Annotated in this window: 7 protein-coding genes; all 7 read right to left on the minus strand. The window is 70.5% G+C overall.

What is annotated here, in order from left to right; translation table 11 throughout:
• Positions 1-184: 184 nt before the first annotated feature.
• The 7 genes from ABZS61_RS20425 to ABZS61_RS20455 all read right to left on the minus strand — a co-directional run bounded on the left by ABZS61_RS20425 (position 185) and on the right by ABZS61_RS20455 (position 18,871).
• On the minus strand, positions 185-1,885 hold the full coding sequence (locus ABZS61_RS20425) for an ABC transporter ATP-binding protein (protein ID WP_356422843.1): 1,701 nt from the start codon (positions 1,883-1,885) through the stop codon (positions 185-187).
• Entirely contained in the window at positions 1,872-12,803 is a 10,932-nt protein-coding gene (locus tag ABZS61_RS20430; RefSeq protein WP_356422847.1) for an amino acid adenylation domain-containing protein, read from the minus strand. Before ABZS61_RS20430 ends, ABZS61_RS20425 begins: the two co-directional genes overlap by 14 nt.
• A gap of 58 nt (positions 12,804-12,861) precedes the next feature.
• Positions 12,862-14,649 carry an ABC transporter ATP-binding protein gene (locus ABZS61_RS20435; RefSeq protein WP_356422850.1) on the minus strand — a complete coding sequence of 596 codons (1,788 nt, stop codon included), beginning with the start codon at positions 14,647-14,649 and terminating at the stop codon, positions 12,862-12,864.
• A 46-nt stretch (positions 14,650-14,695) separates the two neighbouring features.
• On the minus strand, positions 14,696-15,748 hold the full coding sequence (locus ABZS61_RS20440) for an iron-siderophore ABC transporter substrate-binding protein (RefSeq protein WP_356422853.1): 1,053 nt from the start codon (positions 15,746-15,748) through the stop codon (positions 14,696-14,698).
• Between the two features lie 116 nt (positions 15,749-15,864).
• The gene (locus tag ABZS61_RS20445) at positions 15,865-16,704 is read right to left on the minus strand and encodes an ABC transporter ATP-binding protein (protein ID WP_356422856.1); all 840 of its coding nucleotides are present in this window, start codon (positions 16,702-16,704) and stop codon (positions 15,865-15,867) included.
• Positions 16,705-16,754: 50 nt separating this feature from the next.
• On the minus strand, positions 16,755-17,816 hold the full coding sequence (locus tag ABZS61_RS20450; RefSeq protein ID WP_356422859.1) for an iron chelate uptake ABC transporter family permease subunit: 1,062 nt from the start codon (positions 17,814-17,816) through the stop codon (positions 16,755-16,757).
• Entirely contained in the window at positions 17,813-18,871 is a 1,059-nt protein-coding gene (locus ABZS61_RS20455; protein ID WP_356422862.1) for an iron ABC transporter permease, read from the minus strand. The genes ABZS61_RS20450 and ABZS61_RS20455 overlap by 4 nt, the downstream gene beginning before the upstream one ends.
• Between the last annotated feature and the right edge of the window lie 53 nt (positions 18,872-18,924).

Below are 18,924 nucleotides of genomic sequence, written 5' to 3' on the forward strand. Positions count from 1 at the left end.
GGGTCCTCCCGGACTCGGACGATGGTGATCTCCATCGTGGTCCGGAAGCGTGCCGCGGGCCTGAGTACCGGTGCTCAGCCGGCAGGCCGCCGGGTACCCAGTCCCTCAGCGGCGGGGTCCCCCGCCGAACGACGCACAGGCCCCGGCGGCCAGGGTCTCCCGTCCGTACGGGAGGCCCTGGCGGTCAACGCGCCACGGCCAGGCAGTAGTCCTCGTCCGTGGCGAGCAGGTTGCGATGGGTGTCCTCGGCGGTGATGACCCCGTCGTCCAGGACGAGGACACGGTCGGCGGCGTCCAGGAGCGCCGGGCTGCTGGTGAACACGACGGTGGTGCGGCCGCGGCGCATCTTCGCGATGTTGCGTGCGATGAGTTGTTCGGTGACCGCGTCGACGGCTGTCGTCGGATCGTGCAGAACCAGGATGTCGGAGTCGGCGGCCAGGGCGCGGGCCAGGGACAGCCGTTGGCGCTGCCCACCGGAGAGGTTCGCGCCGCGGTCGCGGACGCCGTGGTCGAGTCCTTCGCGGTGGAGGGCGACCACATCGGTCAGCATGGACGCCTCGACCGCCTCGGGGACCATCGGGCTGGTGCCCGACGGGTCGATGTTCGTGCGGAGGGTGCCTGCGAAGATCTCCCCGTCGTACGGGTTCACCAGCATGTGCTCACGGACCGCCTCGACCGACAGGTCCGTGATCTCGTGCCCGCTGACCCGTACCACTCCCTCGTACGCGTGGGGCGGGACGTTCACCGCGAGGATCGACGCGAAGTCGGCCGCCGCGCGCGGCTGGTAGGCGGCGATCGCCACGAACTCGCCCGCGGACACCTGGAATTTCAGCTTGCGCAGCGATCCGTACCGGACGCAGTCGATCTCGAGGTCTCCCCCCGCGGCCGGACGCTCCGGTCCCGGGGTCGCCACCGGCGGGGCGGCCAGTACCAGAGCCATCCGCTCGGCCGAGGCGCGCGCCATCATCACGTACTTCGGCATCTCCGAGAACATCTTGAGCGGTTCCATGATGAACTGCGCCAGCCCCACGGCCATGACGAGTTCACCGATGCTGATCCGGCCTTCGAACGCCAGCCACCCCGACGTCAGGGTCACGGCGGCGGCGAGGACCGCGTTGAGGGCCAGCGCTGTACCGGCGTACGCACCGTTCACCTTGGCGACGGTGATCGCCTGGTGCTTCGCCTCCGTGCTGACCTTCCGGTAGGAGAGGAACGCCGCGTGGTTGCCGCCGAAGCCGTGCAGCGGGCGCAGGCCGGTGATGAGGTCGGCGACCTTCGCCCCCGCCCGCGCGACCCTGGCCTGCTGTTCCTGGGTGCTTGCGCCGATTCGCTTGGACATCACGCTCAGGATCGACAGGATCGCGACGGTTCCCACGATCACGAGCAGGCCGAGCCGTATGTCGGCCAGGCCGAGCGCGAACGCGGCGACCACCACCGCGACCAGCGAGCTGATCAGCAGCGGCACCACCTCGATGATGTCGGCGGTCTGGTCGGCGTCCTCGGTGGCGATGGTGAGTACCTCGCCGGACTTCAGGTCGACGTCCCTGGCCACCGGCTGGAGTCCGCAGGCCGCGACCTGCACCCGCCAGCGGTGCGCCTCCGTCGTGTTGGCCTCCTGCAGGACGCGCATCCCGAACCGCCACGACAGCGACACGGTCGTGATGATCACGGCCAGCGCGGCGATGGACAGGCCGAGCGAGCCGAGGCTCCGTTCCTGCAAGGAGTGTTCGACGATCAGACCGAGCGCGATGGGGAACGCGGTCTCGCCGGCCTGGTACATGCCCATGAGGACGGTGCCCCGGGTCATGGCGCCGACGTTGCGCCGCAGGGCGGTCCGAAGGATGTCGGCCCCCTGCCGGGGCCGCTGTGTGTCAGGAGTTGTCATCAAGGTGGCTGGCAATCGCTTCCGGGGTTCGCAGTTCGAGCAGGTCACGGATCGTGATCACGGGACCGTACTCCCGGCGGAGCAGCCCGATCAGCCGCACCGCCAGCATGGAGTGTCCCCCGAGGGAGACGAAGTCGCTCACCGCGCTCACCTCGTCGTCGTCCAGGTCCAGTGCCTCGGCGAAGAATTCACAGACCACGGTCTCGGTCTCGGTCTCCGGGCCGCGCTCCCCCGCCGTGGTCAGCACGCCCAGGGGCTTGGCCTCCGGCAGTGCCTTGGTGTCGGCCTTCCCGTTCACCGTCAGAGGGATGCTGTCGACCTGGGCGTAGTGCGTCGGGCGAAGGAAGTCCGGCAGTGCGGCGCCCACTTGGGCCGCGACCGTGGCCAGGTCCGATTCGCCGAGCACGAGGTAGGCGGCCAGCCGGTACGCTCCGTCGACCTCCGGGGCGGGCTGGGCGACGGCCGCGGCGAAACGCACCGCAGGGTGCGCCGCGAAAGCGGCCTCGACCTCGCCCAGTTCGACCCGGTGTCCCCGGATCTTGACCTGCTGGTCGGTGCGGCCCAGGTACATAAGGTTCCCGTCGGGCCGCCGGACCACGAGGTCCCCGGTGCGGTACATGCGCTCGCCGGGTTCACCGAACGGGCAGGCGACGAACCGGTGCGCGGTCTGGGCGGGCTGTCCGAGGTAGCCGCGCGCGATGCCGATGCCCGACACGTACAGCTCACCGGGAACTCCGTCCGGCAGGGGCCGCAGCCACGGGTCGAGGACGTACACCTCGGTGTTGTCGATCGCGACGCCGACCACCGGGTCCTGGCATTCGAAGGTGCCGACGCCGAGGGTGTTGATGGTGTACTCGGTGGGACCGTACAGGTTGTAGCCGGCGGTCCCCTCGGTCTCGGCGAGCTTCTGCCACAGCCTCGGCGTGACGGCCTCGCCGCCCAGCAGCACCAGCGCGGGCCGCCTTTCGGGGTTGTCGAGCAGTCCTTCGGCCACCAGCTGCTGTGCGTAGGTCGGGGTCACGTTGATGACGTCGATCCCGTGCTCGAGGCAGTACTCGACCAGACGGGGCGCGTCGCGGCGCAGTTCCTCGTCGCAGATGTGCACCTCGTGTCCGTCGGCGAGCCAGAGCAGTTCCTCCCACGACATGTCGAAGGCGAACGACACGGTGTGGGCGATCCGGAAGACCCTGTTCCCGTGCTCCGCCAGCACCGGTTCGAAGATCCGGCGCTGATGGTTGATCAGCATGTTGGTGAGCCCGGCGTACTCGGTCACGACGCCCTTGGGCTTCCCGGTCGATCCGGAGGTGAAGATCGTGTACGCGGGGTGCCGCAGGCGGTTCGGAGCGTCCGGCGCGAACGTCACGAACGGTTCGGCCTCGGGCAGGGGACGGTCGAGCTCGATCAGGTCGCCGGTCAGCCTGGGCGACACGGCGCTCACGGTGAGGATCACCTTCGGGCCGGCTTCCGCGACGATCGCGGCGATCCGCTCGTCCGGGTGGTCGAGCTCCAGGGGCACGTACGCGGCACCGACGCGCAGTACCGCGAACAGTGCCACGATCGAGTCGAGGGAGCGCGGGACCGCGAGGCCCACGGCCGTCTCCGGGCCGATGCCGCGCCGGGCGAGTACCCCCGCCACTGCACGGCTGCGGTCCTGGAGCTGGGCGAAGGTCATGGTCGAGCCGTGCGAGACGAGGGCGACCCGCTGCGGGTCACGGTCGGCCGCCCGGTCGAACCGGTCGACGACGGTGTCCGTACCGACGTCCGTGCGCTCGGCGGACTCGGGCTCGGGCCCCGGACCGGGCAGTGCGCCGACCGGGCCGGTGGAGCGGGCCAGGTCCTGGAGCATGCGCAGGTAGTCGTCGAGGAGACGACGGGCGTTGTCGGTGTCTCCGTCGCGGTGCTCCAGCTTGACGGTGAGCCGGTCGCCCGGTGTGACGACCCAGGTGAACGGGTAGTGCGTCGAGTCGTCGGCCTGCACCGAGGTGATGCCGTGCCTGGCGTTCATCTCGGCGAACGCGTCCATGTCCAGGAAGTTCTGAAGCACGAACAGGTTGTCGAACAGAGTGTCGTGGCCGCTGGCCCGCTGGATCTCGCCGAGTCCCAGGTGTTCGTGCTCCATCGCCGCGACCCTGGCCGCCTGGACGGCCGACAGATATGCACCGACCGTGTCGTCCGGCCGTGCCCGCGTCCACATGGGCACGGTGTTGAGCAGTACGCCGACGATGTCGGACAGTCCCTCGCCCTCACGGCCGGAGACGGTCACACCGAACGCTGCGTCGCTCCGGCCCGTGTGCGCGGCCAGCAGCAGGCCGAACGCACCGGTCAGCACCGAGTTCAGCGTGACGCCGTGCACCCTGGCCGCCTCACGGAGCAGTTCCGACTGCTCGGCGGACATCGTGTGCACGAGCGCACGCGGCAGGTCGTCCGTGAGGGACGGGTTCGGTCCGGCGAGGAGTGTCGGGCCGGTGAGGCCGGCCAGATGCTCCGCCCAGAAGCGTTCGGATACGGCGGGGTCCCTGGCGTCGAGCGCCCGGGCGTAGTCCTCGAAGCCCGGCGTGACCGGTGTCGCGTCCAGCGGCTCGCCGGAGACGACGGCCTGATAGGCGTCGAACAGGTCCCGCAGCAGGATCTCGCGGGACCAGCCGTCCCACAGCAGCAGGTGGTAGCTGAGCAGCAGGCCGTCCCGGTCGTCGGGCAGCCGGACCACCGTCAGCCGGACCATCGGCGGCTCGTCCGGGTCGAATCCGGTGTCACGGTCGCGGATGCGCAGTGCTTCCACGTCCGCGTCCGTCTCGGGACGGACCGTGCGGACATCGACCCGTCGGCCCGCCTTGAGGACCTGGACCGGGTTTCCGTCGTCGTCGGTGGTGAAGCCGGCGCCCACGACCGGGTGCCGTGCGATCACGTACGCCATCGCCTCGGCCAGCGCTTCGGTGTCCAGGCGCCGGTCGAAGGTGAAGTAGCTCTGCGCGACGTAGTGTCCGGCCTCGCCCGCCATCTGGGCCTGGAAGAACAGGCCCCTCTGGAGCGGGGTGACCGGGGCTGTGCGCTCGGCCGTCGCGGAGGCTTCGGCGATGCGCTGCAGTGCGCCCAGCCAGTGCACGCCGATCTCGTCGGGGATGCCGTCGGCGAGGGTGAACGCCGCGTGCAGGCTGCCGGTGGCGTCGTCGGTCCACGCGTTGACCTCGACGGCGTACGGGCTGCCCTGGTCTCCGCCGGTGATGTGCAGCGCCTGGGACTCGCTGCCCCGCCCGAGGTAGTTGAACAGCACCTGCGGGCGGGCGTTCAGCAGGGGGGCCGTCTGGGGGTTGAGGTACCTGAGCCGGCCGTAGGCGACGTGGCCGTGCTCGTCCGGCTGACGTTCGGCGAGTTCGCGCGCCGCCGCGACGGGGTCGGTGTGCGCCGTGAGGAGTACCGGTGCGATGGAGGTGAACCAGCCGACCGTACGGGTGTAGTCGTGGTGCTCCCGCGCCGGGACCCGGCCGTGCCGCTCCAGTTCGATCGCGAGATCGGTGGGCGAGGGCTGGACGTGTGTCAGCGCGGTCCGAAGCGCGCCGCACAGCAACTCGGTGAGACCGATGCCCAGTACTGAGGGGGCGGTACGCGTCACGCGGTCGCTCACGTCTGGGGCGAGCACGACGGTGGTCTCGTGCAGACCCTGGACGGCGGGCAGCAGCGGCGGGGCCTGGAGCGTGGTGATCCAGTGCCCGAGGTCGTCCGTCGCGTGGGACGACCCGGAGCTCAGCGCTTCGGCGTACTCGGCGTAGGACGTGGTCGGCGGTGCGAGCGGGGCACCGCCCATGGCGGTGGCGAGATCGTCCAGCAGGACGAGCCAGGACACCGAGTCGACGGCCAGGTGGTGCACGGTGATCACCAGGGTCCGGCTCGCCTCGAGCCAGGAGAAGGCGATCACCTCCCCGGCCTCGAGGTCGAGGCGCCCGGCCGCTTCGTTCGCCGCGGCCGTCGCGTCCGTGTCTGTCCGGACCACGGTGACCTCACGGGCGGGTTCGGTGCGCAGTGCCCACACCCCGTGCTCGACGCGCAGCCGCAACCGGAGGGCAGGGTGCGCGGCCACGACCGCGTGCGCGGCCCGCTCGGCGTCGGCGAACCCGGTGCCCTCTGCCGCCACCAGCGCCCTGGCCTGGGCGAACCGGGCCAGTGAGGCGCCCAGTTCCCGCTGGCGCAGGATGATCGGCGTCGGCTGCAGCGGGCCGTCCTCGCGGCGGACGGGCTCGGCGACCGGGGTCTGCGGCGTGCGCGTCCGCAGGTGCTCGGCGAGCGCCCGCGGTGTCTTGAGGAGGAACACGTCGCGCGGCGCGATGGCTAGTCCGAGCGCTCTGGCCCGGTTGATCACGGTGATGGCGACGATGCTGTCGCCTCCGGCCATGAAGAAGTCGGTGTCACCGTCCACGTCCGCGGAACTGGGCAGCGCCTCGGCGAAGATGCCGACCAGTGCGGAGAGGGCGGAATCGCCCATGGCCACCCGGGGGTCGTCCCGCGTGGCGCGTACGGAATCTCCCGCCGCCGCCAGGGTGTCGTCCTGTGCGGCACGCTCGGTCAGGGCCTTGCGGTCCAGCTTGCCGTTGACCGTCAGCGGCAGGACGTCCACCGACAGCACCCGGCCCGGCACCATGTGCACGGGCAGCTTCGCCGAGAGCAGGCCGGTGAGGTCGCCGGGCAACCGGCCCACGACGTGCGCGACGAGGTGGTCGCCGCCGTCCGCCACGGTGACAGCCACGTCGACCACACCGTCGAGTTCCCGGATCGCGGCCTCCACTTCGCCGAGCTCGATGCGGAAACCCTTGAGCTGCACCTGGTCGTCGGCACGGCCGGCGAACTCCAGCTCGCCGTCGAGCGTGCGGAGTGCGAGGTCGCCCGTGTGGTACATGCGGGAGCCGTCACCCGCGAAGGGGTTCGCGACGAACCGGCCCGCGGTGAGTCCGGGCCTGCCCAGGTAACCGAGGGACACCTGGTCGCCGGCGACGTAGATCGCGCCCACCCGGCCCGGCGGCACCGGCCGGAGCCGGTCGTCGAGCAGGTAGATGACCAGGCCGGGAATCGGACCGCCGATCGGGCTGACGTCCTCGCCGAAGTCCTCGTCGGTGAGCACCCGGTGGGTGACGTGGACGGTGGTCTCGGTGATGCCGTACATGTTGACCAGCTCGGGCGAACGGGCGCCGTGCCGGTCGACCCAGCCGCGCAGCCGCACGGGATCCAGCGCTTCGCCGCCGAAGATGATCCGGCGCAGTGCGGTGGCCGGTCCTCCGGCGTGCCGGTCGGCCTCGACGAACCGGTAGAACGCCGACGGGGTCTGGTTGAGCACGGTCACTCCGCGCTCCTGGACCAGCCGGTGGAAGTCGACCGGGGAGCGGGTCAGCGCGTACTCGGGCACCAGCAGCTCCCCGCCGTGCACCAGCGCGCCCCACAGCTCCCATACCGCGAAGTCGAAGGAGTACGAGTGGAACTGGACCCACACGTCGCGGGGGCCGAAGTCCATGTCGGGCCGGGTGTTCGCGAGCAGCGACACCACGCTGGAGTGCGGGACGACGACGCCCTTGGGCCTGCCGGTCGATCCGGACGTGTAGATCACGTACGCCGGGTCGTACCAGCCGGCCGCGGCGGTGTCCCGGGGCGGCTCGTCCGCCTGCTGCGGCTCCTCCCCCTGGACGATCACGCGGGCCGACAGGCCCTCACGGGTCAGGAGTTCGGTGAAGCGGTCCCGCTGCTCACGGTCGACGAGAACGACCTGCGGAGCGGCGTCGGAGAGGATGTACTCCAGCCGCTCGTCCGGGTACGCCAGGTCCAGCGGCACGTACGCGCCGCCCGCGGAGACGATCGCGACGAGGGCGACGACCTGCTCCAGGGAACGCGGGACGGCGACGGCCACGCGCTTGCCCGGGCCGACGCCGGCCGCTCGAAGCGCCGAGGCCAGCTCGTTCTTCGCCGCCTCCAGTTCGCCGTACGTCAGTGACCTGGTGCTGCCGTCGAGAGCGCACTGGGTGACGGCGGTGGCGGCCGGGTCGCGGTTCGCAGCGGCGTCGAAAAGTGCGCCCAGCGTCGTCGGGGTGATGCGTGCGGGGCGTCGGGAGTCGTCGGCTGCCAGGGCGTCGACCGGGGCGTCCGGCCGGGTGAGGAGGCCGGTGAGGGTCCGGGTGAAGGTGCTCAGGACGGCCTGGGCGCTCGTTTCCCGCAGCAGCTCACCGTCGTAGATCAGGTTGAAGCGCGGACGGCCGCCGAGTGCGCGCTCCACCACCAGCGTCAACGGGTAGTGCGGAGCACCCTCGTTCACGATGTCGGCGATGACCAGCTCGTCGTCGGGTCCCCGCAGGGCGTCCACATCGGTCGCGACGTCGAACACCACCAGGGTGTCGAACCGGGCACCGGCGCCGGCCTGCCGGCCGATCCTCGCCAGCGAGACGTGCTGGTGCGCCAGCACCGCGCTCTGGTGTTCCCGTACGGAGGCGAGCAGGTCGCCCGCCGTGGTGGTGCCTTCCCACCGGGCGCGTACGGGGATCGTGTTGATGAACAGGCCGACCATGTCCCCGATGCCGGGCACATCGGCGTCGCGCCCGGACACCGTGGAACCGAACACCACGTCCCTGCCCTGCAGGATGCCGCCCAGCGTCACCGCCCACGCGCTGTGCACGGCCACGCTGAGCGGCACGCCGGCCGCCCGGGCGGCCGCGTCGATGTCGTCCGTCGGCTCCACGGCGATGTCGGTGAACCGGTCGGAGGGGGTGTGCCCTTCGGCGACCAGTGAAGGGCCGGGCAGATCCGCGAGCTGGTCGTGCCACACGCGGTCGCTCTCGTCGTCGTCGCGTCCGGCGAGCCAGTGCACGTAGTCGGGGAAGCCGCCGATCCGGTACGCGGTCCCCGGCCGGTGGTACTCGGCCAGCAGCGTGCGGAGCATCGGGGGCACCGACCAGCCGTCGGCGATGATGTGGTGCACGGTCTGCACCAGCACGTTCCTGCCGGAGCCCGCACGGACGAGTGTGTACCGCATCAGCGGGCCGGTGGCCAGGTCGAAGCCGGCGCGGCGGTCCCGCTCTGCGAACTCGCGGATCTCGGCGTCGGTGATGCCGGGGCGGTCGAGCGTGGTGAACGGCGCCTGGGCACCGCTCTCCAGCACGGAGACCACACGGCCGTCGGCGAGGGCCACGAACCGGGCGGCCAGGTTCGGGTACAGGGTGAGCAGCCGGGTGGCCGCCGCCGCGAGCCGGTCGGCGTCCACCTCGCCCTCCAGTGTCAGCAACTGCTGCTCGACGTAGCTGCCCGCCGAGTCGTCGTCGAAGACCGAGTGGAAGTACAGGCCCTCCTGCAGCGGGGTCAGCGGCAGGATGTCCCGCAGTTCCGGGCCGTCCAGGGCGTCGACGTCGGGCTGCGTGAGCGGCACCAGAGCGAAGTCACTGGGAGAGTGGCCGCCCTGGTCGAGTGCGGCCAGTCCGGCGAGGGCCACCCGCAGGTACTCGCCGACGGTCGCGATGTCCTCGTCGGTGAACATTCCCTCGGGCCAGGAGATGGTGGTGACCAGCTCGTACTCGCCGCTCGCAGCGGGTTCGGCGATCGCGTTGAACTCCAGGGGGCGCGGCAGACGCATCCTCGGGTCGCGCTTCTCGCCCAACTGCCCGGTGGTGCCCGCGGGCTGCCAGTCGCCCGGCGCACCCGAGTCGAAGCGTCCCAGATAGTTGAACAGCACCTGGGGCGCGGGCGCGTCGAACCTGGCGTCGGCGAGGTAGCGCAGGGCACCGTAGGAAACGCCGTTGCTGGGCACCCTGGCGAGGTCGTCCTTGACCGCTTTGAGTGCTGCGGCCAGGTACTCGGGTGCCGTGGGGTCGGTTGCCGCGCCAGGGTCGACGGTCACCGGGAAAAGGGTGGTGAACCAGCCCACGGTTCGCGACAGTTCGGGCTCGAAGCCGGCGGCGCCCGCAACGAACCGTCCTTCGCGGCCGTGGCCCTCGAGTTCGATGTGCGCGAACGTCTGGTCCTGTCCGAGATCGCGGCGCCACCGGGCGAGGGAGACGGCGAGCGCGGTCAGCAGGACGTCGTTGACGCCCGCGTGGAACTTCGCGGGAATCTCGCCCAGCAGCGCGGCCGTGACCTCGGGGCCGACGGAGACGGTCCGGGTCCGCTCCTGGAGGACGGTGTCGGCCTCGGACAGCGCACGCCTGCCCACGGGAGCGTCCACTCCCGGCAGGGGGCGTTCGAAGCAGGAACGGTCCGCGTCGAATTCCGCGCTCCCGAGCAGTTCGGTCCAGCGCCGGAACGACGTGCCCACCGGTGGCAGTTCGACCGTTTCGCCCGCGGAGACCTGGCGCCACGCCGTGGCCAGGTCCTCCATGAGGACCCGCCAGGACACGCCGTCGATCACCAGGTGGTGGACGACGAGGGCCAGCTGGCGTGACTCCCGGCGCCAGACGGCTCGCAGCATCACGCCGTTGTCCGGGTCGAGCCCGTCGGTGGCGAGTTCCACGCACGCGTCGAGCGGACGGGCGCTCTCCTGCCACACCGCGGCGGCCGGGGCCGCCTCCGGGATGTCGAAGCTCCAGCGTTCACCGCGCACCAGCCTGGCGCGCAGCATGTCGTGGCGTCCGACCACGGCGGTGAGGATCTCGTCCAGGGCGTCGGCGGTCAGGTCCGCCGGTGTGTTCAGGACCATCGACTGCACGAAGCCGTCGATGGCGTCCGTGGTCTCACCGAGCCACTGGACGATGGGCGATCCGACGACGGAGCCGGTCGCCACATCGCCGTGCTGCACCGTGGACACGTCCTCGCGGCTCGCCACCGCCGCCAGCGCGCCCACGACACTGTTGGTGAAGATCTGACGTGCCGTGACGTACAGGCCCGCCTCGCGCAGCGCGCTCAGGAGGGAGATAGCCAGGATGCTGTCTCCGCCGAGCCGGAAGAAGTCCTGGTCGACGCCGACCTCGTCCAGCCGTAGCACCGCCGCGACCGTCGCGCACAGCACGCGCTCGTTCTCGGTGGCGGGCGGGACGATCGCGCCGGTACCGATCACGGGCTCGGGCAGGGCCTTGCGGTCGAGCTTGCCGTTCGCGGTGAGCGGGAACTCCTTCATCACGACGGTGTGGGCGGGCACCATGTACTCCACCATGTGCTCGACGGCCCACGCCCTGACTTCTTCGGCGCGCAGGTCCTCGCTGCCGGACGCCGGGATCACGTACCCCACGAGGTAGGTGCCGCCCGCCGTGTTCTTCTTGGCGACGACGCAGGTGTGCCGTACCCCGGGGTGCTCCGCGAGACCGGCCTCGACGTCCTCGATCTCCAGACGCATACCGCGGATCTTGATCTGGTTGTCGGCCCGGCCGAGGAAGTCCAGCGACCCGTCGGGGGCGTAGCGCGCGAGGTCACCGGTCCGGTACAGCCGGGATCCGTCCCCCGCGAAGGGGTTCGCCACGAACCGGGACGCCGTCAGGCCGGCCGCGTTGACGTAGCCGCGCCCCAGGAGGAATCCACCCACGTACAGTTCACCGCCGACACCGACGGGGACGGGACGCAGTTCGTCGTCGAGGACGTACAGCTGGGTGTTGGGGTTGGCCTTGCCGATCGATGTCGACAGGCGTTCCGCCTCTCCCCGGTAGATGACGTGGCTGACGCCGATCGTCGTCTCGGCCGGGCCGTAGCCGTGGTACATGGGGATGTCGAGCCGGGTGCGGAAGCGCTCGTACAGCTCCGGGGTGAGAACCTCGCCGCCGCACCACACGTGCCGCAGGCTGTCCAGCCGCCCGGAGTCGCCCGCGATCTCCAGCAGTACGTCCAGCATGGACGACACCAGGTACGTGAAGGTGACGCGGTGTTCGGCGATCACGCTGAGAAGGTGGTGCGGGTCGCGTTCGCCGCCGGGCCGCAGGACCACGAGCCTGCCGCCGGACACCAGCGGCAGGAAGATCTCGTTGATGGAGATGTCGAAGGACAGCGGGGCCTTGAAGAGTGACGCGTCGTCATGGCCGAAGCGCAGGATCTCGTCGACCTGCCACAGCAGGCGCTCGCTGATCGCTTCGTGCCGGATCATCGCGCCCTTGGGCCGCCCGGTGGAACCGGACGTGAAGATCACGTACGCCAGGGCGTCGCCGGGGACGGTGACCTCGGGTCCCTCGACGGGGCAGGAAGCGAACTTCCAGTCGCCGAGGTTGACGGACACGGCTTCGGGTTCACCCGGGTTCTGCTCGCCCGAGGCGTTGAGCTGCAGCACGACCCGGGCGTCCTCGACGACGACGGCCCGGCGTGCGGCGGGCCACTGCGGATCCAGCGGAACGAACGCACAGCCAGCCTGGAGCACGCCGAGCAGCCCGATCACCATGTCCGCGGAGCGGCCGAGGGATATGCCGACGACCTGTTCGGCGGTGAGTCCGCGTGCGATCAGATGGTGGGCCAGCTGCCCGGACAGTTCCGCCACCTGGCGATACGTCAGCGACCTGTCCTCGTCGATGACGGCGACGGCGTCGGGCCTGGCCCGCGCCTGCTCGCGGAACATCTCCACCATGGTCGGGCGGACCCGCCCGGCCTCGGTGTCGTTCCACTCGGCCAGGGCTTCGATCCGCGCCGCCGGGCCGGACGGGCCGATGCTGCCGATGGGCCGGTCCGGGAAGTCGGCGAGGTCGTCCAGAGCGAGCTGCGCGTCGGTCCGCAGGACGCCTTCGGGGACGGCGATGCTCCGGCCGTCCGCGCCGACCTCCCAGCCGGCGGGCACGGAACCGCCGTTGTCGACCCACCCGAGAACATCCGCGAACAGGGTCCCCGGGGTGAAATCGATGCCGTCGGGCCCCGATCCGGTCGCCCAGTAGGAGAGACCGATGGCGCACGCTTCGGCGATGGTCCTGTCGGAGCGGTTACCGGTCCGCCGGCGCACGTCGGCCAGGCTCGCGGGAGAAAGCAGTACGAGTCGAGCGTTCGGATCCATCATCGAAGACTCAGTGTCCCTTCCAAGGTATGGAAGTTAGGCTACCCTAAGTCAGGCTTGCCTAACTACCGTCGCGCCATGCCTGCCACAGGCGGGCATAGCGGCCGCCGAGAGCCACCAACTCCTCGTGCGTTCCCTGCTCCACCACGCGCCCGGCGTCCAGGACAGCTATCCGGTCCGCCGCCATCGCCTGGGTCAGCCGGTGCGCCACGAACAGCGTCGTCCGGCCCGAGCACGCGGCCAGCACGGCCCGCTCCAGCTCCGCCGCGCCCTCGCTGCCCGCCTCCGCGGTCGACTCGTCGAGCACCACCACGGGGGCCCGGCCCAACACCAGCCGGGCCAGGGCCACCTGGGCGACCTTGGTCACGTCCAGGCGCTCGCCGCCCTCGCCGACCATGCTGTGCAGGCCCTCGGGCAACGCGTCGACCCATCCGACGGCGCCGACCGTGCGCAATGCGCCCCTCAGTTCCGCATCGGTCGCCTCCGGCGCGGCCAGCCGCAGATCGTCGGCGAGCGAACCGGAGAACACGTGCGTCTCCTGCGTCAGAATGCTCACCAGGGCACGTGCCCCCGCCTCGTCCGTACCGGCCAGGTCGTTCGACCCGATGCGCACCGATCCGGCCTGCGGGGTCCCGATGCCCGCGATCAGCGCGGCCAGGGTCGACTTGCCCGCACCGGTCGCCCCCACCAGGGCGAGCGAACCACCGGCCGGGATCGTCAGACTGACGTCCCGTAGGACGGGATCCTCGGTATCGGGATAGGTGAACGTCAGCCCCTCCACGGCCACCGGATACGGCGCGACCTCCGCCGGTGCGACGGTGGCGTCACCCACCAGCCGTTCCTCCGCGGCCTCCCCCAGCACCCCGACCAGACGGGTCAGGCTGGCGCCCGACTTCTGCGCCTCGTCGAAGGTGAACATGATGGCGCCCAGCGGCGTGAACAGCCGGTGGAACATCAGCGGAGCCGCCGACACCTCTCCCAGGCTGGCCATATCGGCCTCCAGCAGGGCGTACCCGACCACGAGGATGAGGACCAGACCGATGAACTCGGCGCGGTTCTCCCGGCCGACGAACCGGCCGAAGAACCGGAACACCTCGATACCGAGATCGCGCACCCGCCAGGACTCACTGGTGACCTTCTCGCGGAAGGCGCCCTCGAGGCGGTACGCCCGGACGGTGTCGATCCCGTTCAGACCGCTGATCAACGCCTGCGCACGGTCCGCCTGGGCGGCCCGTTGCTTGCGGTACAGCGGGGCGGAGCGAGGGAGGTACCAGCGCAGGGCCAGCGCGTACGCGGGCAGTGCGCCGGCGCCCGCGAGGCCGAGCCGCCAGTCCAGTCCGAACATGCCGACCGTGGCGATGGCGACCAGTACTCCGGCCGAGAACACCGTGGGGATGGCCGTCCGGATGCCCCTGGACAGCACGGCCACATCGTCACCGACCCGGGAGAGCACATCTCCCCGGCCGACCTGTTCGATGCGCGCGCTCGGCATCCCGAGCACGGCCCGGACGGCACCTTCCCGCAGCCGCGCGAGCAGATCCGCGCCCAGCCGCCCGATCAGGTACGTCGACGCCGCGGTGGCCGCCGCGCCGAACACCGCGGCGGCCACCATCAACGCCCCGATCGTGACCAGGACCGAGCGGGACTCACCTGCGACCACCCCGTCGACCACTTGGCCGAGCAGCAGCACCGGGAGCACCTGGAGCGCCGCCCCCGCCACCGTGGTGAACACGGTGGCGGCAGTCAGCCATGGCAACTCGCGGCAGTGCGCCGCTACCCATCGGGTGCCCTCGCGTCCGGTCGCCGTGCGCAGGGTCGCCGGTGCGACGCGTGTATCGGTGACACTCACGCGCGGACCGATTCGGGCCGGGGGCTGGACAGGTTGACCACCATCTCTACTCGACCGACTTGACGAGCTCGTCGACCCCGTACGGCATGGACAGCAGGGTGCCCTGCGACAGCGCCGCTCCGACCGCCGGACCCTCACTGTCCAGCAGGTACGAGACCTTGCCGGCCTTGACCGCGGACAGGTTGTTGAACAGCTCGAACTTCTTCAGCGCTTCCGTGTCCGCCTTGTCGTTGATGACGACGATGCGGTCGACGTCGATCAGGTCGACGCGCTCCGGGGAGAGCGCGGTGGAGAACTCTCCGCCGGCGATCTTGTCGATCTCCGTCGCACCCTTGTAGCCGATGCCCGTCAGCAGGCGGCCGCGCACGTCGGTGGTGGTGAAGGCAGAGATCGAGTCCTTGTACCAGGACACCGCGACAGCGGTCTCCTTGCCGAACTGCGGGTGCGCCTCACGAGCCGTGTCGAGCTGGCCCTGGATGTCCTTGACCATCGCGGTGCCCTCGGCCTCCTTGCCGAGCGCCTTGGCGATGTGGACCGCGTTGTCCTGCCACGGTGCGCTGAAGAGATCCTTCTCGCCCTTGGTGCGGCCCACCGTGGGAGCGATCTTGGACAGCTTGTCGTAGGCGGCCTGGTCGACCTCGGAGTAGACCGCGAGGATCAGGTCCGGCCGGAGGGAGGCGATCTTCTCGAAGTTGGGGCCCGCGTCGCCGTTCTTCATGATGACCTCGGGGCGGGCGTCGCCCCACTTGTCCTTCACCCAGGGCCACTGGGTGTTGATGTCGGGGGACTGGCCCGCCGGGTTCGGGTACTGGTCGACCATGCCGACCGGCTTGATGCCGAACGCCAGGACGGTCTGATCGTCCGTGTAGCCGACGGTGACGACCCGCTTGGGGGCCTTGTCGATCTTCGTGGACCCGAACGCGTGCTCCACGGTGACCGGGAACGCGCCGGAGGCGGCAGCCGGAGCCTTGTCGGTCGTCTTGTCCGCCGTGTCGGAACCACACCCGGCGAGGAGGCCGACGCCGAGTGTCGCGGCGGAAACAACGGCAGCCAGCCGCCGCCAGGACTTCGTGACCGTCGTCGTTCTATGGAGGAGCATCCGGGAATCCCTTGCTTTCGCGCTGTCCGCGTGCCCCCGTCTAAGGGCAGCCAAACCTTATCCTGCGCTGGTGAGGTTAGCCTAGCCTAACTGGTGCTATTTCCCTTACTCGGCCCTCAGTTGAACTGAACGTGCGTCCGGCCCACCGGAACGATGAGCGGCCGGTCCCCCACCGGGTCGTCGATCACCTTGGCGCGCAGCCCGAACGCCTCGTGCAGCAGTTCGACGGTGATCACGTCACGCGGGTGCCCCTGGGCGAGGATCGACCCCTCCTTCATCACGATGAGGTTGTCGCTGTAACGCGTCGCCAGATTGAGGTCGTGCAGCACCATGACCACCGTGCATCCCGACTCGTGCAGATCGTCCACCAGGTCGAGCACGTCGATCGCATGCGCCAGGTCCAGATAGGTGGTCGGCTCGTCCAGCAGCAGCAGGTCGGTGCCCTGGGCCAGCGTCATCGATATCCACACGCGCTGACGCTGCCCGCCGGACAGCGAGTCGACGGGACGGTCCGCCAGTTCGGACACCCCGGTCATGGCCAGCGCCCGCTCCACGACATCGGCGTCGTCCGACGACCACTGCCGCAGCCAACTCTGGTGCGGATGACGCCCCCTGGCGACCAGATCGGCCACGGTCAGCCCCTCGGGCGCGACCGGCGCCTGCGGCAGCAGACCGAGCTTCTTCGCCACGTCCCTGGACCTGAGTCCGGCGATGTCCTCGCCATCCAGCACGACGGTCCCGCCGGCCGGTTTGAGCAGCCGGGTCAGGGTGCGCAACAGGGTCGACTTCCCGCAGCCGTTGGGGCCGATGATCGTGGTGATCACCCCTGTCGGAATCGTCACGTCGAGCCCGTCGATGACGGTCCGGCTGCCGTACCCGACCGTGACGCCCCTGGCTGCCAGCCGTGCGACGTCATCGACGCCGGACTCGATCTCGGTGATGTACTGAGCGGCCACAAGTCCCCCTGTAGTCAAGTTTGCCTGGATTGCCGAAGCCTTCGCGTGCGCTATCTGAGGTTCGCGCGCACCAGCAGGTACACGAGGAAGGGGCCGCCTATCGCGGCGGTGACCACGCCGACGGGGAGAGTGATCGGCAGCGCCGTACGTGCGAAGAGGTCGGCACCGATCAGCAGCAACGCCCCGACCATGCCGGAGGCGACCATCGGCGGGGTCGGGCACCTCGCCAGACGCATCGCCACCTGCGGCGCCACCAGCGCGACGAACGGAACGGGGCCGGCCGCGCTCACCGCCACAGCGGCCAGCAGCACCGCGCACAGCAGGAGGACCGCGCGCACCCACGAGTACCGGACGCCGAGACCCGCGGCGATCTCGTCGCCGAGGTGCATCGGCTTGAACTGGAACGCGACGCATGCCACGGCCGCCATGAGGACGAGCGTGCCCCAGAGCGCGACTTCGACCTCGCCCCAGGACCGGTTGTCCAGCGAGCCGACCAGCCACGTCTGGGCCCGTGCCACGTCCCTGATGTCGGCCGAGACCAGCAGCCAGGTCGTGATCGCCTCCATCGCGGCGCTCACCGAGATGCCGATGAGGATGAGCCGGAAGCCGTCGATCCCGCGCCGCCACGCCAGGAAGTACACCAGCAGACCCGTACCGAGGCCGCCTGCGAGCGCGGCGGCGGACAGGCCGATGGAGTTGACGACAGCCGCGGCGGTCCCGCCCGACACCGTCACCAGGAACACCGCGACCGCGCTGGCACCCCCGGTGATTCCCAGGATGTCCGGGCTGGCCAGCGGATTGCGCGCGATGGACTGGGTGATCGCCCCGGACACTCCCAGCGCGATGCCCACGACGAGCCCGGCCAGGGCCCGCGGCATCCGCAGATCCATGATGATGAACTCGTCGAACTGCTCGCCCCCGCCGAGGATCGTGGCGATCACCCGGGACAGGCCGATGGGGAAGTCCCCGATGCTGACGGACAGGCAGAACACCAGGAAGGTCGCCGTCATCAGCAGCAGGGTGACGCACAGGAGCCAGGGCCGCCAGACGAACGACACATGGCCCAGGCGTACGCCCGGCGCCATCGACGGCTTCACATCTGTCACGTTCATGCGTTCCTGAACTTTCCTCGCCACACCAGAGCCGCGAAGAACGGGGCGCCGAGGAGGGCGACGACGACTCCCGCGTCCAGCTCACCCGGCCGCACCACCAAGCGGCCCACGATGTCACAGACCAGCAGGACGACGGCTCCGAGCAGACCCGCGTACGGCACCAGCCAGCGATAGTCCGGGCCGGTCAGGTACCGGGCCACGTGGGCCACCATGAGTCCGAGGAACGCGATGGGTCCGCACGCCGCCGTCGCCGCGCCCGCCAGCAGGGTGATCGCGACGATGCCGACGGTCCGGCTCAACGCGATGTTCACTCCGAGCCCCCGCGCCACGTCGTCGCCCAGGTTGAGCAGGTTGAGGGTGGGCAACTGGGTCAGGGCCAGCACCAGCCCGACCGCGATGAACACGGTCACCGGCCGGATGACGTCGAATCCGACACCGTCCACGGAGCCGGCGTTCCAGAACCGCAGCGCGTTCAGCGACTCCTTGTCCGACAGCGCGACCGCCGTGGTCATCGCCGCGAGGAACACCGTGACCCCCTGCCCGGCCAGTGCGAGCGTCAGCGGGTTGCCCGCCCCCCGGCCGATGCTCGACAGCCCGAAGACGACGACGCCGGCGACCGCGGCCCCCAGGAAGGCGAACCAGACGTACTGGAACGGACTGGAGAGCCCGAACAGGGCGATCACCGTCACCACGGCGAACGAGGCTCCGGAGTTCACCCCCAGCAGGCCTGTGTCGGCGATGGGGTTGCGCGTGTACCCCTGGATCAACGCCCCGCCGACCCCGAGGGCGACACCCGCCACGATGGCGAGCGCCGTCCGGGGTATCCGCACGGTCTCCACGATGAGCCTGATCTCGGTGAGCCGCCGGTCGGTGTCCGGCGCGGCGAACAGCCCGTGCCACACCTCGCCAGGGCTCAGCGCTCGCGCCCCGACGGCCAACGACATCACCCCCACGATCAGGAGGATCACCACAAGCGTGGCCAAACCCACAACCCGGCGCCGGCGGGCTTGCGTTGCTCCCCCGGTCGCGGGGCGCTCAACTGCAGTCGTGCTCATGTCGACGTACGTTATCCCTTTGATCCACTGGGGAGGCGCGGCGGTCTGTCACC

Source organism: Streptomyces sp. NPDC005566, assembly GCF_040605575.1.
Lineage (GTDB): Bacteria > Actinomycetota > Actinomycetes > Streptomycetales > Streptomycetaceae > Streptomyces.